This is a genomic window from Acinetobacter sp. KS-LM10 (genome assembly GCF_036896575.1).
GTDB lineage: Bacteria > Pseudomonadota > Gammaproteobacteria > Pseudomonadales > Moraxellaceae > Acinetobacter > Acinetobacter avistercoris.
The window spans coordinates 3,193,499-3,219,907 of the sequence record NZ_CP145906.1 but is presented as its reverse complement, the minus strand read 5'-3'; the positions used below and the strand labels follow the sequence as shown (position 1 = coordinate 3,219,907).

The window sequence follows — 26,409 nt, the reverse complement described above, 5'->3', positions numbered from 1 at the left end:
AGACGACATTAAGTCGTCTTTTTTTCTTCGCAATCTTGATGTTCAACTTTCAGGCTTGCTGACTTCGATAAGACAATGCCTCAGTTAAATGGCTGATTTGAATGTCTTCACTTTGAGCCAAATCTGCAATGGTACGTGCAACACGTAAAATGCGGTGATATGCCCGTGCAGATAAATTTAAACGCTGTTGTGCAGTTGCCATAATATGCTGAGCGGCATCGTCCAAATGAACAAATTTCTCCAATTGTTGTGGAGATAGGGCTTGGTTTAAAAAACCCTGTCTCGCCATTTGTAAATCATAAGCTTGAATCACTCGTTGTCTAACCGTTTCAGAGTTTTCAACTGGCTTGGTGTCTTGAAGATCTTGCGGTCTGAGAGGTGGCACATCTATATGTAAATCGATGCGGTCGAGCAATGGTCCCGAGATTCGATTTTGATAACGTTTGATGGATTCTGCCGAACACTGACAGCGAGTGTCCTGATTAAACGCATAACCACACGGACAAGGATTCATCGCAGCAATAAATTGAAAATTAGCAGGGAAAGTAATTTGTCTTGAAGCTCTGGAAATAACGATTTCTTTAGACTCTAAGGGTTGTCTTAGAACCTCTAACACCTTTCGATCAAACTCAGGCAGTTCGTCTAAAAATAAAACGCCCAAATGCGCCAAGGTAATTTCACCAGGTTTAGGGTGTGAACCTCCACCGACCAAAGCCACTGCAGAAGCAGTATGGTGGGGTGCACGGAAGGGACGTTGTCCAAATTGATGTTGTGCACTGGCAATAGAATAAATACTGGCGACTTCTAAATTTTCTTGAGCATTCAGCGGAGGTAAAATACTCGACAAGCGCGAGGCCAACAAAGTTTTGCCTGTGCCAGGAGGGCCTTTAAATAAAATTGAATGTCCTCCTGCCGCTGCAATTTCTAAAGCGCGTCTGGGTCTAAGCTGCCCCTTAACATCTGCAAGATCAGATTTATATTCATTTTTTTTGAGTGTACAGTTGGATGAAAATGCATCAATTGTGTGCGTTTTTGAAAAGTGTTCACAGACCTGTTTGAGATTTTAGGCTGCAAAAACTTTAAAATCAGGCAGTTGAGCTGCTTCCTCAGCATTTGACGTTGGTAACATCAGTTGATGATGTGCCGTTTGACATGCCATGGCAATGGTTAGGGTACCAGATGCTGCTCTTAATTGGCCATCTAGAGCCAACTCGCCTATAAACTCAAATTCATCTGTACTATTTTCTGGCAATTGACCTGAGGCAATTAAGATTCCTAAAGCGATAGGTAAATCAAGACGTGAGCCATCTTTTGGAAGATCTGCTGGGGCTAAATTAATGGTTAAGCGTTTGGTTGGAAACTGAAAACCACTATTAATAATGGCAGACCGCACGCGATCTTTACTTTCACGTACAGCCGCTTCTGCTAAGCCGACAATCGTCAAAGAGGGTAGGCCTTGACTGACATGAACTTCAACTTCAATTAATGGAGCATGAAGACCAAGCAAACCTCGAGTATAAATTTTGGCAAAAGACATTGGGTAGACCTATTATTTTTATAAGTTGCTTTATTTTTAATCACTTTATAATTTTATTGCACCTCTATGGTGCTTTTTTTAACTTTTTTGAGAAATCATTGTTTCTAAAGCTTTGATTTGTTCTTGAAGTTGATTTAATCGTGCATTGGCATTTTGAAGTGCTGTTTTTTGGCGCTCTAACTCGTCTTGTGAGACCAAGTCCATTTGCGTAACTGTCTCTTGTAATAATGCGCGTAAGTTGTGTTCTAAATCTTTTTTGGGTTGTTCAACTTGCTCTAAAATCGCTTGTAGTAACGTTTCTATCATAACTGACTCTGAATATATCCTCATTTTTTACAGTGTAACATCGCTTTTATTATGCCCCTAGTGTTTACTGATTAAGATATGGTTTTCCAATAATTGATATAAAAAAAATCACTGAAAATTGTATGATTTTTAAAGCTTAAATTAATTATGACGTATAAAATAGGGTATAAAGACGTTCGTGCTTTAACCGACTAATACCCCCAACCTTTAGGGAGTTTGGCACGAAATTTGAACATAAAACCTTACTGGTGGAAAAAGCCGAAGGAAAACAATATGAAACTCGTAACAGCAATTGTAAAACCATTCAAATTAGATGACGTGCGTGAAGCACTCTCTGAGATTGGTGTTCAAGGTATTACCGTGACTGAAGTTAAAGGTTTTGGTCGTCAAAAAGGTCATACTGAACTTTATCGTGGCGCTGAGTATGTGGTTGATTTTTTACCTAAAGTAAAAATTGAAATCGCGATTAGCGATGAAATGGTTGAATCAGTCATTGAATCAATTACTCGTGTAGCAAGCACTGGCAAAATTGGTGACGGAAAAATTTTCGTGACGAACTTAGAGCAAGTGATCCGTATCCGCACAGGTGAAACTGGTGCAGATGCTGTTTAATTTGGCATGAAGTTTGCTGAGTAGCCAATAACTCAGAAAAACTAGGTTGGGGGATACGAATGAATAAGATGCTACTTGCGCTGAGTTTGTCCGGCGCACTTTTAGGTGGTTCTGTTGCATGGGCTGAAAACGCTGTCACAGAACCAACACCTACTCTGGAAGATGTGACAGTTGTTGCAACTGAAACATCTCCTACAGATTCTCGTGAAGTTGTAGCTGCTCTGGCTCCAACTGAATCAACACCTGCTATAGAAGAAGAACCAAAATTAGATACAGGTGATACGGCTTGGATTTTAGTGTCCACCGCATTGGTCTTGCTTATGACCATTCCAGGTTTGGCGCTTTTTTACGGCGGTATGGTACGTAAGAAAAACGTTTTAAGCACAATGGCGCATAGTTTCGTTGCTGCTGCAGTCGTGAGTATAGTCTGGGTTGTGATCGGTTACTCGCTCGCTTTTGGAGAGGGAAATGCTCTGATTGGAAGCTTAGATAAGTTTATGCTTTCAGGGATTACCACAGAAGCCTTAACGGGAACTATTCCAGAAATTCTATTTGTTATTTTCCAAATGACTTTTGCAATCATTACCGTAGCCATTATTAGTGGTTCGATTGCTGAACGTATGAAATTTAGTGCGTTCATCGCCTTTATTGTGGTTTGGGTAATTGTTGTTTATGCGCCAATTACGCATTGGGTATGGGGTGGTGGTTGGTTAGGTGCCGATGGTGCGCTCGACTTTGCTGGTGGTACCGTTGTTCATATTAACTCAGGTGTAGCAGGTTTAGTGGCTGCATATATGCTGGGTAAACGTATGGGTCTGGGTAAAGAATCAATGGCACCACATAACTTAACACTTACCGTCATTGGTGCGAGTTTGATTTGGGTGGGTTGGTTCGGCTTCAATGGTGGATCAGCGTTAGGCGCAAATGGTTCAGCAAGTTATGCACTTGTCGTGACTCAAGTCGCTGCTGCCGCTGCTGCAATTTCATGGTTAATTACAGAAAGAATGGTACGCGGAAAAGCGTCGGTACTGGGCGCTGCATCTGGTGCAGTTGCAGGTTTAGTGGTGATTACGCCTGCAGCTGGTTTTGTCACCGTTGGTGGCGCACTTGCGATGGGTCTGATTGGTGGTGTGGTGTGTTTCTGGGGAATTACAGCACTAAAACGCGCACTAAAAGCAGACGACTCTTTGGACGCATTTGGTTTACATGGTGTCGGTGGTATTGTCGGGGCGATTTTAACGGCTTTCTTTGCAAGCGAATTCATCATGGGTGATGCTGCTCCAGTCAATGTGATGTCTCAATTGTGGGTTCAGGTTGAAGGTGTTCTTGCGACAATTGCGTATTCCGCAGTATGTACATTTATCATTCTTAAAGTGATTGATTTGATTATTGGAATTCGTGTTGAATCTGATGATGAACGCATGGGTCTCGATTTAAGTCAGCATGGCGAACGTGTCGATTAAAAAATAAAATAATCAATATATGGTATGAAGCAGCCCAATTGGGCTGCTTTTTTTCTATATATGGTTGAAAGCTCAACATTACATTGAATTTTTGCTACACTAAGTTAAATATAAACTGTCCAATTAAAACGCTATGCACTGTCCATTTTGCAACGCCGCAGATAGTAAGGTTATCGACTCTCGTTTAGCCGCGGAAGGCTGTCAGATTCGACGTAGACGTGAATGTATTGGTTGTAATGAGCGTTTTACCACCTTTGAGAGTTTTGAAGTGGTGATGCCACGAGTGACCAAGTCTAATGGTAAAAATGAACCTTATGATGAGGCTAAATTACGCCGTTCACTCATGCATGCCTTACAAAAACGTCCTGTGACACAAGAACAAATTGAAACCGTATTAAGTGATATTCAATTGCAAATTCGCCGTTTAGGTGAGCGTGATGTACGTTCCAGAACCATTGGCGAGATCGTCATGCAGTCTTTATTTGCACTGGATCACGTGGCTTATGTGCGATTCGCATCGGTTTATCAAGATTTCCAAGATGTTGAAGCATTTCGTCGTCAAATTGAACAAATGCAGCATCGTGGCCAAGAGCATTAATCTCTGCTAAAAATATCTGTTTAGGAAAAATATGTCTGATTTAACACCCATTTCATCTGAACAAGATCGTCTCTGGATGCAGCGTGCTATTGAATTGGCAAAAAAAGGGCAGTATTCGACTAAACCTAATCCGAACGTGGGCTGTGTCATCGTAAAAGATGGACATTTGGTCGGTACGGGTTTTCATCCTCAGACTGGCCAACCGCATGCGGAAGTTTTTGCTTTACGTGAGGCAGGCGAGCAGGCTATAGGTGCGACTGCTTATGTGACTTTAGAACCTTGTGCGCATTATGGTCGTACGCCACCTTGTGCAAAGGGTTTGGTTGAAGCTGGTATCTCTAAAGTTGTGGTGGCATGTGCAGATCCTAATCCCTTAGTTGCGGGTAAAGGCCTAGATATTTTGCGTCAAGCAGGTATTGAGGTTGAGTTAGGTGTATGTGAAGTTGAAGCGCAGCAGTTGAATTTAGGTTTTTTAAAAGCCATGGCAATGGGCATACCTTATGTGCGTTTAAAAGTTGCCTCTAGTTTGGATGGGCGTACAGCGATGGCTTCAGGCGAGTCCAAATGGATTACTGGCACTGAGGCACGTCATGATGTTCAACATTGGCGCGCGATTTCTGGTGCTATCGTGACGGGTATTGAAACGATTTTAGCCGATGACCCTCAACTGAATGTTCGTCAACTTGACGACACCGAAGTTAAAAATATTTCTCAACCGAAAAGAGTGATTTTAGACCGAAAAGGTCGATTACCACTGAATGCAAAAATTTTACAACAACCCGATACCGTTATGGTGATGGGACCATTTAGACCTGAATTGGCGAGCTTGGGTGTGATTCAACTCGAAATTCAGTCCTTATCAGAACTCTTAAAAACTTTAAAAGATTTTCATATTTATGATGTGCTTGTAGAAGCAGGCGCAACACTCTCAAGTGCATTTTTGCATGAGAAATTAGTCGATGAAATGATCAGCTATGTTGCGCCGACCTTTCTCGGACAATCTGCACGTGCTATGTTCAATGCCGATTTTGTCACCATGGCAGAACAGCTTCATTTTAAGTTGAAAGAGGTCACTCAATTGGGTGAAGACATTCGCTTAAAATTAATCCCTACTCAAGAGTCATTATGAATTCAGAGTCAACCGTTTATCACAAACGCCGTCATTCGGCACGCACCACAGATGAATACTTATTTAATCAACTTGTACCGTATCTGGGGAATAAACGTCGCCTCTTGCATTTGATTTTGGAAGCGCTTGAGAGTACGGGAACCTTAAATAAAAAAAATGGTCGTGCCCCGATCTTTGCTGACTTTTTTGCAGGCAGTGGCGTGGTTTCACGTTTAGCCCGTCAGAATGGTTACCGTGTGATTGCCAATGATTGGGAACCCTACAGTCATGCCTTGAATAATGCGATTCTGTCTTGTACCGATGCACCCGCATTTAAAGAATTGGGTGGCTATCAAAAAGCGATCGATTATCTAAATCGTTTACCTGAAGTCAACGGTTGGGTTACACACAATTTATGTCCACGAAACGACGAAATTTATGATCCAGCACGAGATCGTCTTTTCTTTAAACGCCGTAATGGGATGCGGATCGATGCCATGCGTCAGCAAATAGCAGCATGGCAAGCACAAGGCGCGATTGATGATGTTGAAATGAGTGCTTTGTTGGCACCGCTTTTGTATTCAGCCAGTTTTGTCAGTAATACAAGTGGCGTTTTTAAAAGCTTTCACCATGGTTGGGGAGGTAAGACCCAAACCGCATTAGAACGCATTGAATCATTAATGTGGTTATCGCCTAGTCGTTTCTGTGAGTTAGGTGAACCTAAAGTTCCGATGGCTGAAGTGTGGTGTGTAGATGCTCAGCATCTTGCCAATCAAATGAGTAGTTTTGAGGTAGACATTGCCTACTTAGATCCGCCGTATAATCAACATGCCTATAGCAGTAATTATCATGTCCTGAATGCCCTAACTTTGTGGGATCAGAATGATTTACCTACACCAGATACCAAGGGTTATAAGAGCGGAATTGACCGTGCTTGGCGTAAAGAACGTCCAAGTCCGTATAACTCTGCTAAATATGCCAAAGAAGCGTATGAAAAATTATTAAGTACGATCAAGGCGCGTTATATTTTGACCAGTTATTCAACAGATGGAAATATTGAGGCAGGTGATTTGCTCAAAGCCAATCTGGAACGGGGTCGCGTAACTTTATTGACTCAAGATGTGCCCCGTTATCGCGTGAGTAAACAACGCCAGTCTGAACGTGCTCGTGTACTTGAGTTTATTGTGATTACCGACACACATGCTAAATCTGGCCCACCGATTCGTCAGCTATTGGGACAATTACACCATTATGCAGAATTAGGTGGTGTCGATACGGCCAGCGTCGCAACACAATTGGATCTGTGGTAAAGAATAAAACCATTGAAGAATGCCGCAGCTCAGCAAATATTTTTGCTGGGTTGTTTTAAAAGAGACAGCCTTTGGTGTTTCTATAATTTTAATTTTATAAATGAAAGGCTATGTGAAATAACATTATGAATATTCAAATAATGTATATTGCGATAGTGAATTGAAATCATAAAGCGAAGATTGCTCATGTTTACAGGCATTGTTGAAAGTTTAGGTCAGGTTGAAAGTCTGCAAAGTGTAGGTGGAGACATTCGATTACGTATTCAAACGGATCTGGATATGTCTGATGTGCATTTAGGTGATTCGATTGCCACCAATGGTATTTGCTTAACAGTGATCGACTGGGGCGAAAATTGGTATGCGGCTGACGTTTCAAGAGAAAGCTTAAACCGTTCTACATTATCGCAATGGAAAGTTGGACAGCCTGTTAATGTTGAAAAAGCGATGTTGCCAAGCACTCGTTTTGGTGGGCATATTGTCAGTGGGCATGTCGATGCTGTGGGTGAAATTACGGTTGTGCGCACAGATGCTAGATCACTTTACTATGAAGTGACAGCACCCGTTGAAATTGCCAAATATTTAGCTGAAAAAGGCTCAATTACTGTAGATGGAATTAGTTTAACCATTAATCACTTACGCGGTAATGTGCTCAGCTTAAATTTGATTCCGCATACTGCTGAACGGACCAATATAAGCACTTGGAAAACAGGTGCAAAAGTCAATCTGGAAGTCGACATTCTGGCGCGTTATATCGAGCGACTTTTACTTGGAGATAAAGCGGCTGAACAAAAGTCCGAGTCTAAGTTAAGTATGGATTTTTTAGCTGCGAATGGATTTTTACGTTAAAAAGCGACTAAAATAGAAAACAGCCTAATTAAATTAGGCTGTTTTCATTTCAAATTTCTTTTCAAACCAGAAGCAATAATTTAAAACTGAAGAAATAATTTTTGCTAGAGCGGAAAAATAATATGCTACGGATTCGTAACAATGATTGATTTTTTACTCCATCTGGAGCAGTTATTACCGACGCTACTCGAAAACTATGGCTTGTGGATTTACGCGATTTTATTTCTGATCATATTTGCCGAAACAGGTTCGGTATTTATGTTCTTTTTACCCGGTGATAGTCTGCTGATTGCCATTGGCGCGATGTGCTCAACCACAGAATTAATCCATTTACACTATATGTGCATCATGCTCTTTATTGCTTCTGTATTGGGTTACTCGGTCAATTACTATACGGGTCGATTATTGGGTTTAAAATATTTTAGCCAGCATACGCGATGGTTTAAGCCAGAGTACGTCCTTAAAACAACGCAGTACTTCGAAAAACATGGTGGCAAGACCATACTCATGGCGCGCTTTATTCCTTTTGTGAGGTCATTTGCACCTTTTGCAGCTGGGTCTGGTTATATGCGTTATCCTATTTTTATGTTTTATAATGTTTTAGGTGGCTGGATTTGGATCGTCTTATTATTAGGTGTGGGCTATGGAATGGGTAATTTACTCTCAAATTTTTTAGACTATTTTTGAGAGCATGATTTTTGAAAAAGGATTTTGAAAAACAGATTTAAAAAAACAGAATTTGAAAACAAAACATAAAAAGACGAATGTAAAAAAGACGGCTATTAAAAAGACGACTTTAAAGTGCAGCATTGATCAATATGCTAAAAACAAAAAAAGCCCGAGAGAGGGCTTTTTTTAGATGGAATTAAATCATTTTGATTAATTCTTATTGATCGTCAAAGAAGTACGTTCCAACCCTGACGATTGTTGCGAAGAAGAAATAGAAAACATTCCGTTTTTAGATTCTTTTAATAAAAATAAAGCGATAGATTGAAAGTCAGTACGACTAATCAACAGTTCTTGAACACTGATCGTAATACTTTCACCAACATTCAAAGCGGATATACGGTCTGAAACGAGTTGTGTGAGATCCATTTTTATCATCCTGAAATGTGTATTTATACATTGATGTATAAATTACATTCCGATTGTCCAATAAAAATATTTCATTTCGATGACAAGCTAAAGCTGAGTCTTAGTTAAGATTCGACTGTTTTAAGATATAAGAAATCTCATCTTCAGCTGCAATTTTGAGTTTTGCAGTAAAGCTCTGAACAGATTCTTCTATCAAGTTTTCTGCTTCGAGTTCCAGTCTTAAACGTAAGCTTTCCAATTCAGATTTTATTTTGTCATCAGAAAGTTGACTTTCTTTAGGCTTATTTTGAGCAACAGCTTTTGAAGGGTTCTGAGTATAACGCGTACTATAATCTGATATTTCAAGATCTAATGTCTCACGTAACTGCATCAGAACAGTGGTTTGATGTTGAAACTGTTGCATTTCATCTTGAAGTAAACTTTGGTCATAAGCTTGTTGTTGGGCACGCTTTTCAGCCAATGCCTTTTCTAAAGCCAATTGCTTACGCACACGAGCTTCTTCGATTAGACGGGCTTTTTCTTCAGCATATGCCTGTTCAACTTTTAACTGCGCTACTTGTTGAGCACGTTGATCATTCTCCAACCAGACTTGAATTTCACTATCAGGATGGAGTAAGTCATTGATGCGACTGAGGTCATCTAGAAATGCATGGCGTACAGCATCGGGTGCATTGAGCCAACGCTTCTTAAAATCTTGCCCCACTTTTAGTGTCACCACGCATCTCCTTTTAACACTTCAATTCAATAGGATGAATCATTGATTATAACTTGTGAGTTTGAGGACTTATGCCTAATCGACGATAAGTTTTAAATTTTTCACGACCTGCCTGTTTAGCCGCTTCATCATTTTCAACAATTTCGATAATGTGACTAATTTGCGAAACATGTTCAAGAGCTTGATTGTTAAAATTAAAAATAATCCAGTCTGATGAATCTGGCAGATCCGCAGAAATACAAATGGCAGCAGACTGTTGGTCGATACCATGAGTTAAAAAACTTTGCGGATCAAAACTCCACAGTCGATCATCTAACTCACGCTGAATATCTTGGTCTGGACAGTAAATCCAAATTTTAGCCTGCTGCCGTAAAATTTTACGGCATAAACGACAAGTGCTTTCCACTTGTCGTTCAGGACTTTTTTCAAATAAATAAAAACTAACTTTAGCCATGAGCTCGATTTGCTAAAAATTGAACCAAAAGAGGAACGGGGCGACCTGTTGCACCTTTAGCTGCACCTGAAGTCCACGCCGTACCAGCAACATCTAGATGTGCCCAACGGTATTCACGGGTGAAGCGTTGAAGGAAACATGCAGCGGTTACCGCACCTGCTTTTGGACCACCAATATTGGCGATATCTGCAAAAGGTGAGTCGAGCTGTTCTTGATAATCATCGATCACGGGCATGCGCCATACGCGGTCAAAAGATTGTTCCCCAGCAGTTGAAATTTCTTGAGCTAAGGCATCATCAGGACTGAATAAACCTGTTAATACTGAACCAAGTGCAACGACACATGCGCCTGTCAGGGTCGCAATATCGATCACCAACTCTGGGTTAAAACGCTTGATATAGGTTAACGTATCGCAAAGTACCAAACGACCTTCAGCATCAGTATTTAAAATTTCTACTGTCTGACCGCTCATTGTGGTGACAATATCACCTGGACGAGTGGCATGACCTGAAGGCATATTTTCAGCAGCGGCAATTGCACCGACAACATGAATAGAAAGATTGGCTTCACAAAGCGCACGCATGGTACCCAATACTGACGCTGCACCGCCCATATCATATTTCATTTCATCCATGCCTAGGCCTGGCTTAAGTGAAATACCACCCGTATCAAAGGTCACACCCTTACCCACCAATACAACAGGCGATTGCTCAAGATTGGCTTTATATTCAATCGTGATAATCCGTCCTGGACGGTCTGAACCTTTACTTACTGCAAGGAAGGCATTCATGCCTAGATCTGCAATTTCTTGTTCATTGAGTACAGTTACTTTAACGAGGTCTGGAAATTCAGCAGCCAATTCAAGTGCTTGTTCTGCTAAATATTCAGGGAAGCAAATATTTGGCGGGCAATTTGCCAAGTCACGGGCTTTGTTTTGACCCTGTTCAATCGCGGTAATGAGATTTAATTGAGCTTCATTTAAGTTTGATTGTGTGGAAATCAAATCTACTTGATCCAAGATAAACTCATTCTTTTTAGATTTGAATTCATCATAAGCATAAGCAGCTTGCGTTAAACTCAAAGCAAATAAGTAATGTAAATCTTGCGGTAGAGCTGAAATATCAACACTAATTTGTTTGAATTTTTTTTGTGACACTTTGATAATACTTTGTGCAATTTTTGCTAATTGCACAGCTTTTAAATCTGCTGCTTGACCAATGCCAAGTAGCGCACTGTTGGGTTGGTCTGCAATTTTTCCGATCAATGGCAAACTTTCGTTTAGGCTTGCTTTAAATTGAGTCGCATCAATTGCTTGTTGAAAATCATTGATTTGGTAAGTCGTTTGAGCATTTTGAATCGAATTTGAATCGACTAAAATCAATAAATGTTGGCTAGAAGACTGTTTTTGAAATGAGGTATTAAGCGTAAGTTTCATATGTTTTAGATGTGCCTATAGAGACGTTTTAAATCATTAAACCATTGAACCACTACCAATGATAGAATTTCAATGAGGTTTTATATTTTTAACATTCAGGTAAACTAGCGCTAGCCGAATTAACCCAATTTTTGGAAGATTACTTTGATTATAAGACGTTATCTCGTCAAGCAAGTATTGTCGACCTCACTGGTTGTCATTTCTTTACTCACGCTCATTATGATGGGTGGGCGTTTGATCAAGTATTTTGGTGTGGCAGCTCAAGGCCGCTTAGATGCCAGCATTCTATTTAGTATTATTGGTTACCGACTTCCTGAATTTCTCACGCTTATTCTACCATTGGGTTTTTTCATCGGCTTAATGTTGGTGTTCGGTCGACTATACGTTGATCACGAGATGGCTGTTTTAAATGGCAGTGGTGTGAGTCGGAACCAACTCGCACGTTTACTTGTGCCGCTTACTGTCGGTTTTATGGTTATACAAACCTTACTGATGGTGTGGATGGCGCCGTGGGGTATTCGTCAGTTTGAAGCATTAACCACGAGCCAAGCGGTTCGATCTGGTTTTGACTTGGTTCGACCCAAAGAGTTTATTTCTTCAGGTCCTTACACGATTTACGCCGGCTCACTGTCCGAAGATCGCAAAAATTTAACCGATATCTTTTTTTACCAACGTGCTGATACTGAAGGCAAGCCTGATGTCATGATTTTGGCAAAAGAGGCGACGCGTGTAGAAATGGAAGATAAAACGGCAAGTGTGGTGGATTTAACCCTTGGTCGACGTTATGAAATTTTTCCAAATAGTCCGAAGTATAGTCAAACTGAATTTGAAGCTTATCGTTTACGCTTAGAAAGCGATAAGGAAGCCAAATTTGAGAGTGGCGAAGTTGAAGCATTGCCGATCGCTAAATTAATCGAAACCCGTGATGATCCTGTGGTGGCGAGTGAGCTCGGTTGGCGTATATTTGTACCGTTTACGTTGATTGTTGCTTTAATGCTGGCAACAGCCTTGTCTGAGGTCAGTCCACGTCAAGGACGTTATTTAAAACTCTTCCCAGCATTATTAATTTTTGCCAGTCTGATCGTAGCGCTCATGGCAATCAAAACGCGTATCAGTAAAGATGAAATCGGAATCTGGGCGTACCCTGCGGTACTTCTGGTCTATGCGATTGCCGCTGCAATTTTTTCTAGAAAACAAAAACTAGCCCCGAAATTGAAAAAACGAATCGGGCGAGCGAGATCATAATGTTAGCACGTAAAATTGTCGCCAAGCATGTGACTAAAACCACAGGGCTCGCTATGTTGGGGGCGACGGCTATATTGTCTGCGCTACAAGTGCTCTTTACCTATATGGGAGAGCTGGGCAATCTGACGGACGATTATGGTGCTTGGCAAGCATTATTGTATGTACTTTGGGGTGCACCACAATACCTATATGAAATTTTACCTATTTCAGCTTTGATTGGTGCGGTTCTGGGTCTAGGAACATTAGCATCCAACAGTGAATTAATCGTGATGCGCGCATCAGGAATTAGCCTGTGGCGTATCGTGGGTTGGGTGATGCGTTCAGCAATGTTGTTGGTCGTCCTTTCATTCTTATTAAGTGAATATGTTATTCCACATACCAGTGAGCAAGCAGAAAGTGTTAAAAAGCACCGTAGTGCGGCAGAACTGGGTGAAGTAAAAGGATATTGGACACGAGAAGGGCAGCGCTTTATTTATATTGATTATGCAAATGCGCAAGGTCAGTTAAAGAATGTTCAAATGCTCGATTTTGATCAAGATTACCGTCTAAATTCAGTATTAGATGCACAACAAGGTCAGTTTGTTCAAAATGGCCAATGGTCACTGACCAATGCCGCCCAAATGGATATTTCTCCAGAAGGTCCTTCAAAACTAATTCAAACCACAGAACAAGATTTAGCGCTGGCATTACAACCGAAATATGTGCACATGGTCACCATTGATCCTGAGGATTTGGCGCCAAGTCAATTGATCAGTTTTATGCGTTATATGCATGAATATAGCCAAGTACCGAAAACTTATTTATTGGCATTTTGGCAAAAAGTAAGCGCACCTTTCGCTTTACTGGCATTGGTATTGATTGCCTGTTCATTTATTTTTGGACCATTACGTCAACAATCCATGGGCTTTAGATTGGTGATTGCACTATTTGTTGGCCTTGGATTTTACTATGTGCAGGATTTCTTGGGTTATGCGAGTTTGGTCTATTCGCCATCGCCAGCATGGTTTGTTTTCTTGCCTATATTGCTCATGTTCGCAGTAGGCAGTTATTTATTGTATCGGGCACGATAAACGCAAAAAATTCAAAAATTTAAGATTCAATACATTTGATTCAATAGATTTGATTCAATTGAAATTTAGATGGTAGCGATAATTTAAAGCCATCGCGTACAGATAGAGTCTTAGCGAAAAATTCGGTAAGATGTAACGATTAATGTATAGACGAAAGAGTGTAAATCATGACGGATGCAACTGCTGGCAAAACTCCACACGTACTGGTGATTATGGATGGTGTGGGTCATCGTGAAGCGGTACAGGATAATGCATTTCTAGCAGCAAAAACGCCAAATTTGACTGCAATGAAAAACAATCATCCGCATGGTTTAATTTCTGGTTCAGGTGAAGACGTTGGTTTACCAGATGGTCAAATGGGTAACTCTGAAGTTGGCCATATGAACCTCGGTGCAGGTCGTGTGTTGTATCAAGACTTTACGCGTATCACCAAAGATATTCGTACGGGTGATTTCTTTGAACATGAAGTCTTGGTCGATGCGGTTGAAAAAGCCAAGGCCAATAACAAACCTTTGCATATTTTGGGCTTGCTCTCACAAGGTGGAGTGCATTCCCATGAAGACCATATTGTTGCTATGGCTGAGCTGGCATTAAAGCGTGGTGCTCAAGTTTATCTTCATGCATTTTTGGATGGACGTGATACTCCGCCTAAAAGCGCCGAACCGTCTTTAGAAAAATTAGATACTTTATTTGCTCAATACCCAGGTCAAGGTCGTATAGCGACGCTTATCGGTCGTTATTTTGCAATGGATCGTGACAATCGTTGGGATCGTGTTGAACAAGCCTATCGCTTGCTCACAGAAGGTGAAGCTGAAAGAACAGCAGCAACTGCAGTTGAAGGGCTTGAACTTGCTTATGCAGCGGGTGAATCTGATGAGTTTGTGAAGGCAACACGTATTGGTGATGCGATTCGTATTCAAGATGGTGATAGCGTTGTCTTTATGAATTTTCGTGCTGACCGTGCACGCGAAATTACCAAAGCATTTGTAGAAAAAGACTTTGAAGGTTTTGAACGTAAAACCGTGCCAAATTTAGCTAAATTTGTCATGTTAACTCGTTATCAAGCGAGCATAGATGCGCCTGTCGCTTATATGCCACAAGCACTTGTGAATTCTCTAGGAGAATACCTTTCTAATTTAGGTAAGACTCAACTGAGAATTGCTGAAACTGAAAAATATGCACATGTGACATTTTTCTTTAGTGGCGGACGTGAAGATGAATATCCGGGTGAGAAACGCATTCTTATCCCATCTCCAAACGTCGCTACGTATGACTTAAAACCTGAGATGAGTGCTTATGAAGTGACGGATGAGTTGGTTGCTGCAATTCAATCAGGCGAGTTTGATTTGTTGGTGGTGAACTATGCCAATGGTGATATGGTCGGTCATACAGGTGTCTTTGATGCAGCAGTGAAAGCGGTTGAGGCTGTAGATACGAGTCTTGGTCGTGTCTATGAGGCAGTGAAGGCGCAAAAAGGACATATGCTGATTACCGCAGATCATGGTAATGTTGAGCAAATGCAAGACTATGTGAGTGGGCAAGTTCATACTCAGCATACAACGGAACATGTGCCGTTTATTTATGTTGGACCGACTCCAGCAACGATTGCTGAGGGTGGTGTACTTGCTGATGTTGCACCGACATTATTAACACTCATGAAATTACCTGTACCTGCAGAAATGAAAGGTCGTAATTTGGTGAATTTAACAGCATAGGTAAAGAAAAATAAGGACGTCTGAATGATTCAAACTTTAACATATCGCGTTTTGCTAACAGCTTTGTTGTTAGGAATGAATCATTCAGTTTGGTCTGCGGAAAATAAGACTTCGGTAGACTTAGGCTTTGATGAAGAAATCATTGAAAACACTTCTGAAGTTCCAATCGAATCGATACAACAATTTGTTCAGATTTATGGAACCGTTAAATCGAATTATGTCAGTGAAAAATCTGATGACGCTCTATTTCTTCAAGCAATCCAAGGTTTAGTCTCTGGTTTAGATCGCTATTCGAGATACTTATCTGCGGAAGATTATCGTCAATTGTTGCAATATACTGAAGGTGATTTAGCCACAGTTGACTTTGATTTAGTCTTTGATTCAGCGAAGTCACAATGGCATATTCATAATCTTAAAGAAGATTCAGATTCTTTTAAATTGGGTTTGAAAAATGGATTTACGATTTATAAGATTGATAATAAAGAGCTTAAAAATCGGAATGAAGGTCAGATTGATGACTTGCTGAAGGGGTCAATCGGGACCACAATTCAATTACAGCTCAACGTCAATAGCCCACCTCTCACCATCGTACGTAATCAAAAACTAGATGTTGCTGACATTCAGTCGACCTTACTGAGCAATCAAGTTTTGGTTTTAAAAGTGAAAGTCTTTCAGCAAGACACAGCCAGTGAAATTAAACGTTATATTGACGAATATCCAACTCAACGCGTGAAAGCGGTATTGATTGATTTACGAAATAATCCTGGAGGCTTACTGTCTTCTGCTGTTGAAACAGCCGATTTATTTCTCAATCAAGGCTTAATTGTCTCTACCAAAAGCCGCTCTGAGGGTGACCAGCAATTTCAAGCTTTACCCGGTGATGAGTTTGAAAACATAAAATTAGGCGTATTGATTAACCAGCGTTCGGCCTCTGCTGCTGAGGTTTTTACTGCGGCAATGAAGGACCATAAACGTGCAGTGATTATTGGTGAAAAAAGCTATGGAAAAGGGGTTGTACAGAAATTATTCCCTTTAGAAAATGGTGCGGCATTACAAATGACGGTTTCACATTATCTGACTCCGAGAGGAAGTAATATTGAAGGGCAAGGGATCCAACCGAATATTCAATACGTATGGCCGATAGAAATGAAAGAAGAAAGTTATGTAAATGATGTTGCAGAACTTTTATTAAAATCAAAATTATAATTTTTATAGATACTGCCCAAATACTAGAATCAAAGAATCAAAGAATCAAAGAATCAAAGAATCAAAGAATCAAAGAATCAAAGAATCAAGCATAGAGCCAAAAACAGATTAGTCCTCTGTATCCAGTCCGAACTTTTTTAGACGATAGCGCAAAGAACGAAAGGTCATACCGAGTTTTTTTGCAGCCATTGTTCTATTCCAATGTGTCATATTGAGTGCATTGATTAAGACTTCTTTTTCAACTTTCTCTAAATATTGCTCTAAGCCTTCCTCGGGTATCTTTGAGGGCGCATTGGTGGAAACGGCTTGTTCATCATTTTTGTGCGCCACATGAGTCGATAATGGCTGTTCGTGAGGAGTTTTAGGTTTAGGTGCAGCAAAGTGATTTCGATCAACCCTTACATCATCTGTTAATGTAATTGCTCTTTCAAGCATGTTTTTCAACTCACGCACATTGCCTGAAAAGCGATGTTGGAGTAAAAACTGTTTGGCTTCATCCGTCAGTGTTTTGGGTTCTATACCCCATTCGGCACATATTTTTTGAATAAAATGTTGAGCTAAAATTAAAATATCACTTTGTCGTTCGCGCAGTGGCGCAATGAATAAATCCATGACATGAATACGGAAGAATAAATCCTGTCTAAATTTACCTTGCTGCACCAAATCTTCTAAATTTTGATGGCTGGCACTAATAATTCTAAAATCAACATCTATTTCTTTATCACTTCCGAATGGTCTAATTTTCTTTTCTTGGACTGCACGTAATAATTTAGCCTGCATAGGCAAAGATAATTCAGCAATTTCATCTAAAAAAAGGCTACCGCTATCTGCGGCTTGAATGAGTCCGAGCTTGTCCTCAGTTGCACCACTAAAAGACCCTTTGGTATGGCCGAACAATTCAGTTTCTAACAGCTCTTCAGAAATAGCGCCACAATTGATGGTAACAAATGGACCATTTTCGCGATTACTGAGCTGATGAATGAGCTTTGCAACCACTTCTTTTCCAGTACCTGATTCGCCTGTGATAAAGACGGGCGCTTGGGAGCGTGCTATTTTTTTTATCGACTCTCTCAATTGTATTATTTGCTCAGATTCACCCATGAGTAAAGTTTCTTCTAAGGGTTTTAGGCCTTGTGATTGATCGACTGGAGGAATATGCAGTGCTTTAATTACAAGTTGTTGTAAATGCTGCTGATTAATGGGTTTGCTGACAAAATCAAAGGCACCAGATTTTAGTGCAGAAATGGCCAATTCCATGTTTGCATAGGCAGTCAGTACCGCAATCGGTGTTTTAGGATAATTTTGTGTGACGAAACGAATCAGTTCTAAACCATTACCATCGGGCAGATTAAAATCGGTGATACATGCATCATATCGATACTCATCAAAGAAATCTTTCGCTTGCTTTAAGTGGTGGGCCATATGGGTTTTGATCCCCATACGCGACAAACTCATTTGCATGAGTTTACATAAATCTGGCTCATCATCGACCAGTAAGACTAAAGGTTGTTTGCCCATATCCCCAAAAAACTCAACTCTAAATTAAGCTATTCTTTGGCATGCAATTCTAAAGCATGCGCCTGCGTGTTCTTGCTCGATATAATTCAGTGTGGCTTCATTGGCCTCACAAAAAATTTGAGATAAATATAATCCTAAACCAGTTCCATTGATTTCGGTACTAAAAAATGGTTGAAAAATTTGAGATAAATTATGTTTATCAATACCTTTACCATAATCGATGACATCTATAAAGCTATGATGGTCATCATTAAAAATATCTATGCTAATAAAATCGGCATGAGTTGAATTATGGCGAATTGCATTACGAATAAGATTAATGAGTACTTGGCTTAATTGTGACTCATCAAAATAAACGTAAATTTTTTGTTCGATTTGAATTTTAATTTGATGTTTGACGTCATGAAGATCATTGTGAATTAAATCGTTAAAAAAAGTATTGAGATCAATTCGACTGGTTTTTGTTTTTTTATTATTGACCATACCCAAGGTATCTTTAATAATTTTATCGATACGCAGTGCTTGTTTTGAGATGATTTGATTGAGTAAGACTTGTTCCGAATCCAGATTTTGATTAAGTTCATTGGCCTGTACAATCGCAGCCAATGGATTTCGGATTTCATGGGCAATACTGGCGGTTAATTGTCCCAATGCAGCGAGCTTCAGTTTCTGAACTTTCTGATTTAATTTTTGAGAATCCTCTAAAATTAAGAGTGTCAGAGCTTGATGTGGCACAATTAATTTTTGAATGCGCACATCCATCAAGTATGAGCTTTGTTGTGATTCAAATTTAAAACGCTCGCCGTCTAAATTTGTAGAATGATTCAAAATTTCATATAAATCGGGATGAACTTTGGCAAGATTAAATTTTTCATTGACATAGAGCGGTGAAATGCCGAGTAATGTGCAGGCTGCGGGGTTACTTACGATAATTTTGAATTCATCATCTAAAACCAAATAGCCTATTTCAATTTGTTCTAGAATATATCGATTAATATTTTGAAGTTGAAATAGTTCATTGGCTTGTAAGGTATTCAATGTTTCCATCAATCGAAAGCGTTGGATGGAAAACTGACCAATGGCGTAGACCACAAAAAATAAAAAAGCCAGTAAGGCACTATTACTAATATTATTGAGGCTGGTATCAGTAAATAGGCTACCCACAATTTGTTGATAAATTACGCAAATAACCGCAATTAAGGTGATAAAAAGCGCCTGATTTTTACTGAGTAAAAAATTTGAAATAAAAACCGAGATAACAAACAATAAGCCAATCGCAATATTCGGTCCTCCAAGCGCGAAAGTCAGTGAACTTAAGTAAATTAAATCGATTAAAAACAATGCTAAAAATTGTTTTCCAATTACATGCGGAAAATATTTAAGAAATATAATCTGTAATAAGCTACAAAATGTAAAAACAATCAGCGTGTAAAAATATAGATTTGGATATTGATAATCTTCAATACTCACGTCCATTGTGAGTTTAAAAATAAGCGTTAAACTGAGGGCAATTATTAATCGATAACTTGCATACAATGAACCAAGACGATAAATAGTCTGGTAGATTGGTATTGAGACGATAGACATCATTGAAAACTCAGCTCAAGTTAAGGTTTGATCAAGCCATAACGAATCGCCAAATGCGTTAATTTCACATCACTGTCCAAACCTAATTTTTCAAAAATACGATAGCGGTACGTATTTACAGTCTTCACACTTACAAATAATTTATCTGAAATTTCTTGTGCACTAATGCAGTTCACAACCATCATCGCCACTTGCATTTCACGCTCTGACAGTGCATCGAAAGGTGAAGTTTGTGTATCGGATAAATATGAACTTGCCAATTGTTCAGCAATATCGGCACTAAAATATTTGCCGCCTTGCATGACTTTATTAATGGCACGCACCATTTCTGTGATTGGCGCACCTTTGGTGATGTAACCACGAGCACCCGCTTTTAATAATAATGATGGATAAGGCTCTTCAGCCAAACCACTGACGGCAAGAACTTTGGTATTTGGCGCTGTTTGCAGTAAACGTCGAGTGGTCTCAACGCCGCCTATGCCTGGCATGTTGACGTCTAAAAGAACGACGTTAGGATGATGTTGACGGACCAAGCTAATGGCATCTTCTCCTGATTCAGCTTGTCCAATGACTTGAATATCTGATTGGTCTTCTAGCATTCTACAAATACCAGTTCGAACCAACTCATGGTCATCTACGACTAAAACTGTGATCACATACACCTCCTAAAATTTTTCAAAACGCAAGTTTTTTGTTACATGATGCAAAAATAACTTGCATTGTGGTAACAAAAATAGCAATCCTATTCCTAATCTTTACTAAAAATATTGTGCATAATCACGTGGTTTAATATTAATCACGTTTGCGTGTAAATGTAAGTCATATTTGAGGTGTTTGGCAATGAAGCAAAAAACCTCCCTGAGATGAGTAAGTTATCGTGAAAAACTCTAGAAAAACGTTAATGAAAGTACTGAGCGCATCGGTACTACTCAGTTTAAGCTCATTGAGCTTTGCAGAACTTGTGAATATTTCGCCTAATACAACAGGGCAAGCTTCTATCAATTGGTCATCAGAAGATGTTAATCAATTGTTAAATAGTGACAGTTCCACATCTTTTGAAGAAGTAACACCTCAAGCGACAACGACGGTTACCACTACGATTCGTAAGTCAAATGGCGCTGTAGCACAAAATCCAACATCGCAAACGGTTCGTATTTTAGACACCAGTAGTTATAGTAATCAGCCTTCTGTAAATGCACGCGCCGCTTTGGTGATGGATGCACAAACGGGTGAAGTTCTATTCAGTAAAAATACCAATACTGCTTTACCAATTGCATCAGTGACTAAATTGATGACAGCGGTTGTGATCGCTGATGCAAAATTGAATATGTCTGAAAACATTACATTACAAAGTATTGATTTTGCTGGGGCTGGTGGAAAAAATTCAAGCTCAACCTTACGTGCAGGAGATTCGATGAATCGAGCGGAAGCTTTGCTTTTTGCACTCATGAAGTCTGAAAATCCAGCTGCTGCGGCACTTGCACGTACTTATCCAGGGGGTCGTACAGCCTTTGTTTCCGCGATGAATGCCAAAGCACGCTCATTGGGTATGAACGCAAGTTACTTCACTGAATCAAGTGGTTTAGATCCACGTAATGTGGCTTCTGCGCGTGATTTGGGTATTTTGGTGAGTGCAGCTTCACAATATGGTTTGATTCGTCAATTTTCAACAACTGCCAGCTACGATTTCAATTTAGGATATCGCGTCTTGAAATCGAATAATACAAACTCTTTAGTCCGTAATGGTGGTTGGAATATTAATATTTCCAAGACTGGCTTTATTAATGAAGCAGGACGCTGTGTCGTGATGCATACCACTCTAAATTCACGACCTGCTGTAGTTGTTCTACTTGGGGCGAGCAACACTCAGGCGCGCAATGATGATGCTGTACGTTTGATGAATTGGGCAAGTCAGTTGCCGAAACGAATTTAAGAATATTTTATTCTTTATCTATATTCTTATCTTTATAAAAAAAAACCCTGCAAGTGCAGGGTTTTTTGTTTTCTGAATACATTACATATTAGAAAGAATTGACTCTTTCACTTGTGCCATTGTCGCATCAATAGACAACATCACAGCATCAGCACATTGCTTGATTGCAGTATCAGGATCTTTAAGACCATTACCTGTAACCGTACAAACAATCACTGAACCTTCTTTAATTTTGCCTGTTTTAATGTCACGGATTGCACCGCCAAGAGAAGCAGCAGAAGCAGGTTCAACAAACACACCTTCGTACATTGAAAGAAGGCGTTGTGCTTCAAGAATTTCAGTATCTGTGAGTTCATCAAACCAACCATTCGAATCACGCACTACAGCTTTAGCATGATTAAAACTTTGTGGATTACCAATACGAATCGCAGTAGCCACTGTTTCAGGGTTTTCAACTGGACCACCACGTAAGAATGGTGCAGCACCTGAAGCTTGGTAACCTGCCATAATTGGCAAGCCAGCAGGCTTAGGACCTGTAAACTGATCTGTTTCAGCATCATAAATTACAGCTTCAAACTGCTCTTTTGGCTGATTCGCAATGGCTTCTGTATAGCCCATCCAGTGCGCAGTGATGTTCCCTGCATTACCAACAGGTAGGCAGTGGTAATCAGGTGCACGGCCAAGTGCTTCAACGATTTCGTAAGCAATGGTTTTTTGACCTTGTAAACGATATGGATTGATTGAGTTTACAATCGTCACTGGTGCTTGATCAGCGACTTCTTTAACCAGACGCATACCATCATCAAAGTTACCGCGGATTTGCATGGTAATCGCACCATACATCATTGCTTGCGCCATTTTACCCATAGCAATTTTGCCTTCGGGAATAAGGACAAATGCTTTGATGCCTGCACGAGCAGCATACGCAGCAGCAGCAGCAGAAGTGTTCCCCGTAGAGGCACAGATAATCGCTTTAGAGCCATCTTCTACGGCTTTGGTGACAGCCATGGTCATACCACGGTCTTTAAATGAACCAGTCGGGTTTAAGCCCTCGTACTTCACATAAATTTCAACATCTTTACCAATAATGCCAGGAATATTCTCAAGCTTAATCAGTGGCGTATTACCTTCGCCTAAAGAGATTGCACGAGTTGTAGCAGATACTGGTAAACGGTCGCGATAACGGTCAACTAAACCAGTATAACGATTTGGATTCGACATGAGGATGTTCCAATTGTATGTAGAGCTTGGCTAGGGGAATTCTCCCCTCAAACCGATTAATTATCAAGCGATTCTAAACGAATTCGCACAATTTCGCCATGAATGACAGGTAAAGCTTGAATCTGAGAAAGCACTTCATCCATGATCGATTCTTTGATTGGATCAGTCAAAATCACAATCGGAATGAGGTCTTTTAAGCGAGGCTGTTGCATAATCGCATCAATACTAATACCTGCACGACTTAAAATCGTGGTGACATCTGCAAGTACGCCGTTTTGATCTTCTGCATTAATACGAATGTAATAGCCAGTCGTCATTTCTTCACGACTTAAAATAGGTAAGTCAGATAAGTTTTCAAATGCTAATTGTGGAATTGTTCCCGCACCATCTTCTGTATAGAGAATGTCACGAACAATATCGACAATATCTGCCACAACTGCCGATGCAGTCGGACCAGCACCAGCGCCTGCGCCGTAATACAATGTTGGACCCACAGCATTTGATTGGACTAAAACAGCATTTTTAACGCCATTTACATTTGCCAATAATTCTTCTGCTGGAATCAAAGTCGGATGAACACGAAGTTCAATGCCTGTTTCAGCACGACGGGCGATACCTAAATGTTTGATACGGAAGCCTAATTCCTCAGCATACTTAACATCTTGTGCAGTAATTTTGCTGATACCTTCAGTGAAGACTTTATCAAACTGAAGTGGAATACCAAATGCAATTGATGCCAATAAGGTAAGCTTATGTGCAGCATCAATACCTTCAACGTCAAAAGTTGGGTCTGCTTCTGCATAACCTAGCTCTTGTGCTTCTTTAAGTACATCTTCAAAAGCACGGCCTTTTTCACGCATTTCTGAAAGAATGAAATTACCCGTACCGTTGATGATCCCGGCTAACCAGTCAATACGATTGGCAGCTAAGCCTTCACGAATAACTTTGATAATCGGAATACCACCAGCAACAGCTGCTTCATAGGCAATTTGCACTTTATATTCATCTGCCGCTTTAAACAGTGCAGTACCATGTTCAGCGAGTAATGCTTTATTCGCTGTAACAATGTGCTTACCATTTTTCATGGCTTCCATGATGATTTCATAAGCAGGATGAATTCCGCCCATCACTTCGACCACGACATCAACATCAGGTTGACGCACGATGTCCATCAAATCAGAACTTTGTTTGACTGAGTCTGCAAGGTTTAGATCTGGACGTGGACGGCGAGTACCGACATGGGTAACTCGAATTTCTCGATCGGTGCGACGTCTAATTTCAGCAGCGTTTTCTTGTAATAGTTTAAGGGCTCCACCACCTACGGTCCCAAGACCGAGTATAGCCAGACGAACTGGTTTCACGTCACACTCCAAAAATAGATAACAAATTTTATTCAGCCTAGATCATAGCTAAAAAATGGGCCAGACTCTAGGCAAATCTACTTTAATCTCAATGTATAAAAAACAGTAATTTAACCTATTAATATTAGTTATTTAAACGGTTTAATATTTCATCTGCAGTCATATAACCACCGAGATAAAGTCCATCCATGCTGTAAATTGCAGGCGTTCCATTCACACCCATGTTTAAGCCGATTTGATATTGATCACGTACTGGGTTTTTGCAAGATGCAGGTGGTAGCTCAACGCCTGCAATACCTTGGGCAAAAGCAGCTTTACGATCTTTACTACACCAAACACTTTCCATTGCAGGAATGAATTGGTCGCCACGTGGCCAAGCAATATAACGAACTTCGATACCTTTACTGTTAATTTCAGCCATATGTTCATGTAATTTGTGGCAATACGGACAGCTAATGTCAGTAAAGATATAGACAACATGCTTTGTTTTCCCTTGAGCTGGATAAACAATCAGGTCTTCTACTTTCAATTCAGAGAGTAATTTTTTGCTGATTTCAGATTGAAAAGCGTCATTTACATTGATAATTGTTTTATCACCTAAACGTAAAAGATCACCTTGCATAATATATTGACCGTCACTGGTGGTGTAGACGGGTGCCATGCCTTCCAAGTTTACCCAATAGATATTGGCTAATTCAGTGGGTTTGATATCAATAATTTTGGCATTGATATTGGCCGTTTTGAAGTTCTTTTCTAAAGTTTTAATCAAACGTTGTTGTGCATTACGTTCAGTGAGATTAGAAGCTTGACCTGTGGCTGGTGCAGTCGCAGTTAAAGTTCCATCATTGTTTTTTTTAGCATTTTCTGAGTTAGAGCAAGCCGTTATCATTAGGCTGGCTGAGAGTACTGACATGATGGCTAATTTTGAACGGGTAAAGTGCATAAACAACCCTTTAAGTTTTGAACATTATTTTGTAGTGCGTTAGCATAACAAAAAAATTAACAGAATAATGAAATCTTGATGAACGACACCAGATTGACATTTGAAGCATTTTCTACAAAGAAATATTTCTAAGCGCGAGGATGATGCTTGGCGTGTAATTGCTGCATACGGACTTGAGCAACATGTGTATAGATCTGTGTCGTCGATAAATCACTATGACCCAGTAACATTTGAACAACACGTAAATCTGCGCCGTGATTGAGTAAATGTGTGGCAAAAGCATGTCTTAAGGTGTGAGGTGATAAGTCGTTCTGAATATTCGCAATCAGGGCATAACGTTTAATCGCATACCAAAAGTTTTGTCGACTCATGATGGCGCCTTGTTGAGTTAAAAATAAATAATCAGTGGCGAATTTATATAATTCTGGACGAGCTTCATTGATATATTTTTCAATCCATTCAGCTGCGATTTGCCCTAGAGGAACCAAACGTTCTTTATTGCCTTTTCCAAGAATTCTTAAATAACCTTGATTGAGGTTAATCAGATCGATCCTGAGATTGATTAACTCACTGACACGCAGACCACAAGCGTAGAGCACTTCAAACATTGCACGATCTCTTAAGCCGAGTGCAGTACTGGTATCAGGGGCGTGAATTAGTGCCTCAACATCCTTTTCAGATAAATCTTTAGGTAAAGCGCGACCTAGTTTTGGTGTTTTATGGGCTTCAACTGGATTATCCGAGCGTAGGTTTTGTTCACGCATAAATTTAAAGAACGAACGTAGGGCTGACAGTGCGCGTGCAATCGAACGGGGACTTTTACCTTGTTTGGTCAGATCAATTAAGACATCTGAAATGTCATCATGATTCCATTCGGTCATGACCTTGTTTACAGAAATACTGCATTGAATTAAATCGGATAAATATGCATTGCGCGTATGAGGGCTCACAGTATGAGCGATCAGATAATCTCTAAAACTCTGCAAAAAAGAGAGTTCAGGGGGTATGATGACTGCAGTCGGAATACGTGGTTTTTTATTTAACATGATGTACAAAACTTCTATTAATAAATCAATGGAGTAATTCGACTCGGCTCACTTTAGTGTAATTTTAAAGTCATGTCGATGTGTT

The 26,409-nt window shown here is 40.1% G+C and carries 24 protein-coding genes and 1 pseudogene; 12 read left to right on the top strand and 13 right to left on the bottom strand.

The window, feature by feature from the left end; all coding sequences use genetic code 11:
* Window positions 1–49: 49 nt before the first annotated feature.
* A pseudogene (locus tag V5M36_RS14595) lies at window positions 50–1,537 on the bottom strand (YifB family Mg chelatase-like AAA ATPase).
* Window positions 1,538–1,615: 78 nt separating this feature from the next.
* Window positions 1,616–1,843, bottom strand: coding sequence for an accessory factor UbiK family protein (locus V5M36_RS14590; RefSeq protein ID WP_338560314.1), 228 nt, complete (start codon window positions 1,841–1,843; stop codon window positions 1,616–1,618).
* Window positions 1,844–2,116: 273 nt separating this feature from the next.
* Between V5M36_RS14590 and glnK the strand changes: the two genes are divergently transcribed.
* The 7 genes from glnK to V5M36_RS14555 all read left to right on the top strand — a co-directional run bounded on the left by glnK (window position 2,117) and on the right by V5M36_RS14555 (window position 8,467).
* On the top strand, window positions 2,117–2,455 hold the full coding sequence (gene glnK, locus V5M36_RS14585) for a P-II family nitrogen regulator (protein WP_067672810.1): 339 nt from the start codon (window positions 2,117–2,119) through the stop codon (window positions 2,453–2,455).
* 59 nt (window positions 2,456–2,514) lie between these two features.
* Window positions 2,515–3,918 (top strand): ammonium transporter, encoded by a 1,404-nt coding sequence (locus V5M36_RS14580; RefSeq protein WP_338560310.1) that lies wholly within the window; start codon window positions 2,515–2,517, stop codon window positions 3,916–3,918.
* 133 nt (window positions 3,919–4,051) lie between these two features.
* Complete coding sequence (gene nrdR, locus V5M36_RS14575) at window positions 4,052–4,516, top strand: transcriptional regulator NrdR (RefSeq protein ID WP_338560307.1); 465 nt, start codon at window positions 4,052–4,054, stop codon at window positions 4,514–4,516.
* A gap of 31 nt (window positions 4,517–4,547) precedes the next feature.
* Window positions 4,548–5,645 carry a bifunctional diaminohydroxyphosphoribosylaminopyrimidine deaminase/5-amino-6-(5-phosphoribosylamino)uracil reductase RibD gene (gene ribD, locus V5M36_RS14570; RefSeq protein WP_338560304.1) on the top strand — a complete coding sequence of 366 codons (1,098 nt, stop codon included), beginning with the start codon at window positions 4,548–4,550 and terminating at the stop codon, window positions 5,643–5,645.
* Window positions 5,642–6,934, top strand: a complete 1,293-nt coding sequence (locus V5M36_RS14565) for a DNA adenine methylase (protein WP_338560302.1) — start codon at window positions 5,642–5,644, stop codon at window positions 6,932–6,934. Before ribD ends, V5M36_RS14565 begins: the two co-directional genes overlap by 4 nt.
* A 186-nt stretch (window positions 6,935–7,120) precedes the next feature.
* Window positions 7,121–7,780 (top strand): riboflavin synthase, encoded by a 660-nt coding sequence (locus V5M36_RS14560; RefSeq protein WP_338560300.1) that lies wholly within the window; start codon window positions 7,121–7,123, stop codon window positions 7,778–7,780.
* Between the two features lie 141 nt (window positions 7,781–7,921).
* A complete protein-coding gene (locus V5M36_RS14555; RefSeq protein ID WP_338560298.1) occupies window positions 7,922–8,467 on the top strand; it encodes a VTT domain-containing protein in 546 nt (181 codons plus the stop codon).
* A 192-nt stretch (window positions 8,468–8,659) separates the two neighbouring features.
* On the opposite strand, the gene V5M36_RS14550 is transcribed toward V5M36_RS14555, so the two are convergent.
* The 4 genes from V5M36_RS14550 to V5M36_RS14535 form a co-directional block, all read right to left on the bottom strand.
* Window positions 8,660–8,875, bottom strand: a complete 216-nt coding sequence (locus tag V5M36_RS14550; protein ID WP_338560296.1) for a hypothetical protein — start codon at window positions 8,873–8,875, stop codon at window positions 8,660–8,662.
* Between the two features lie 100 nt (window positions 8,876–8,975).
* Window positions 8,976–9,593 carry a cell division protein BlhA gene (gene blhA, locus V5M36_RS14545; protein ID WP_338560294.1) on the bottom strand — a complete coding sequence of 206 codons (618 nt, stop codon included), beginning with the start codon at window positions 9,591–9,593 and terminating at the stop codon, window positions 8,976–8,978.
* Between the two features lie 43 nt (window positions 9,594–9,636).
* The gene (locus V5M36_RS14540; protein ID WP_338560292.1) at window positions 9,637–10,044 is read right to left on the bottom strand and encodes a DNA polymerase III subunit chi; all 408 of its coding nucleotides are present in this window, start codon (window positions 10,042–10,044) and stop codon (window positions 9,637–9,639) included.
* Window positions 10,037–11,479: a leucyl aminopeptidase gene (locus V5M36_RS14535; protein WP_338560290.1), complete on the bottom strand. Its 1,443-nt coding sequence runs from the start codon at window positions 11,477–11,479 to the stop codon at window positions 10,037–10,039. Before V5M36_RS14535 ends, V5M36_RS14540 begins: the two co-directional genes overlap by 8 nt.
* Before the next feature lie 144 nt (window positions 11,480–11,623).
* Here V5M36_RS14535 and lptF point away from each other — a divergent pair, with 144 nt between their 5' ends.
* From lptF to V5M36_RS14515, 4 genes are all read left to right on the top strand, one after another.
* Window positions 11,624–12,724, top strand: coding sequence for an LPS export ABC transporter permease LptF (gene lptF / locus V5M36_RS14530; protein ID WP_338560288.1), 1,101 nt, complete (start codon window positions 11,624–11,626; stop codon window positions 12,722–12,724).
* Window positions 12,724–13,794: an LPS export ABC transporter permease LptG gene (lptG, locus tag V5M36_RS14525; protein WP_338560286.1), complete on the top strand. Its 1,071-nt coding sequence runs from the start codon at window positions 12,724–12,726 to the stop codon at window positions 13,792–13,794. Before lptF ends, lptG begins: the two co-directional genes overlap by 1 nt.
* Before the next feature lie 167 nt (window positions 13,795–13,961).
* Window positions 13,962–15,509, top strand: coding sequence for a 2,3-bisphosphoglycerate-independent phosphoglycerate mutase (gpmI, locus tag V5M36_RS14520; protein ID WP_338560285.1), 1,548 nt, complete (start codon window positions 13,962–13,964; stop codon window positions 15,507–15,509).
* A gap of 24 nt (window positions 15,510–15,533) precedes the next feature.
* Window positions 15,534–16,715 (top strand): S41 family peptidase, encoded by a 1,182-nt coding sequence (locus V5M36_RS14515; protein WP_338560282.1) that lies wholly within the window; start codon window positions 15,534–15,536, stop codon window positions 16,713–16,715.
* Between the two features lie 108 nt (window positions 16,716–16,823).
* On the opposite strand, the gene V5M36_RS14510 is transcribed toward V5M36_RS14515, so the two are convergent.
* From V5M36_RS14510 to gacA, 3 genes are read right to left on the bottom strand one after another with little or no spacing between them, the layout of a single operon-like run.
* Entirely contained in the window at window positions 16,824–18,233 is a 1,410-nt protein-coding gene (locus V5M36_RS14510) for a sigma-54-dependent transcriptional regulator (protein ID WP_338560279.1), read from the bottom strand.
* Window positions 18,234–18,257: 24 nt separating this feature from the next.
* Window positions 18,258–19,823: a sensor histidine kinase gene (locus V5M36_RS14505; RefSeq protein ID WP_338560277.1), complete on the bottom strand. Its 1,566-nt coding sequence runs from the start codon at window positions 19,821–19,823 to the stop codon at window positions 18,258–18,260.
* Window positions 19,824–19,840: 17 nt separating this feature from the next.
* Window positions 19,841–20,476, bottom strand: a complete 636-nt coding sequence (gene gacA, locus V5M36_RS14500) for a response regulator transcription factor GacA (protein ID WP_338560275.1) — start codon at window positions 20,474–20,476, stop codon at window positions 19,841–19,843.
* 221 nt (window positions 20,477–20,697) lie between these two features.
* Between gacA and V5M36_RS14495 the strand changes: the two genes are divergently transcribed.
* Window positions 20,698–21,753 (top strand): serine hydrolase, encoded by a 1,056-nt coding sequence (locus tag V5M36_RS14495; protein WP_338560273.1) that lies wholly within the window; start codon window positions 20,698–20,700, stop codon window positions 21,751–21,753.
* 81 nt (window positions 21,754–21,834) lie between these two features.
* Here the strand turns inward: V5M36_RS14495 and thrC are convergent, their stop codons facing one another.
* The 4 genes from thrC to xerD all read right to left on the bottom strand — a co-directional run bounded on the left by thrC (window position 21,835) and on the right by xerD (window position 26,324).
* Window positions 21,835–22,974 (bottom strand): threonine synthase, encoded by a 1,140-nt coding sequence (thrC, locus tag V5M36_RS14490; RefSeq protein WP_338560271.1) that lies wholly within the window; start codon window positions 22,972–22,974, stop codon window positions 21,835–21,837.
* A gap of 56 nt (window positions 22,975–23,030) precedes the next feature.
* Complete coding sequence (locus V5M36_RS14485) at window positions 23,031–24,335, bottom strand: homoserine dehydrogenase (protein WP_338560269.1); 1,305 nt, start codon at window positions 24,333–24,335, stop codon at window positions 23,031–23,033.
* A 124-nt stretch (window positions 24,336–24,459) separates the two neighbouring features.
* A complete protein-coding gene (locus tag V5M36_RS14480; RefSeq protein WP_338560267.1) occupies window positions 24,460–25,278 on the bottom strand; it encodes a DsbC family protein in 819 nt (272 codons plus the stop codon).
* Between the two features lie 128 nt (window positions 25,279–25,406).
* A complete protein-coding gene (gene xerD, locus V5M36_RS14475) occupies window positions 25,407–26,324 on the bottom strand; it encodes a site-specific tyrosine recombinase XerD (protein WP_338560265.1) in 918 nt (305 codons plus the stop codon).
* Window positions 26,325–26,409: the final 85 nt, after the last annotated feature.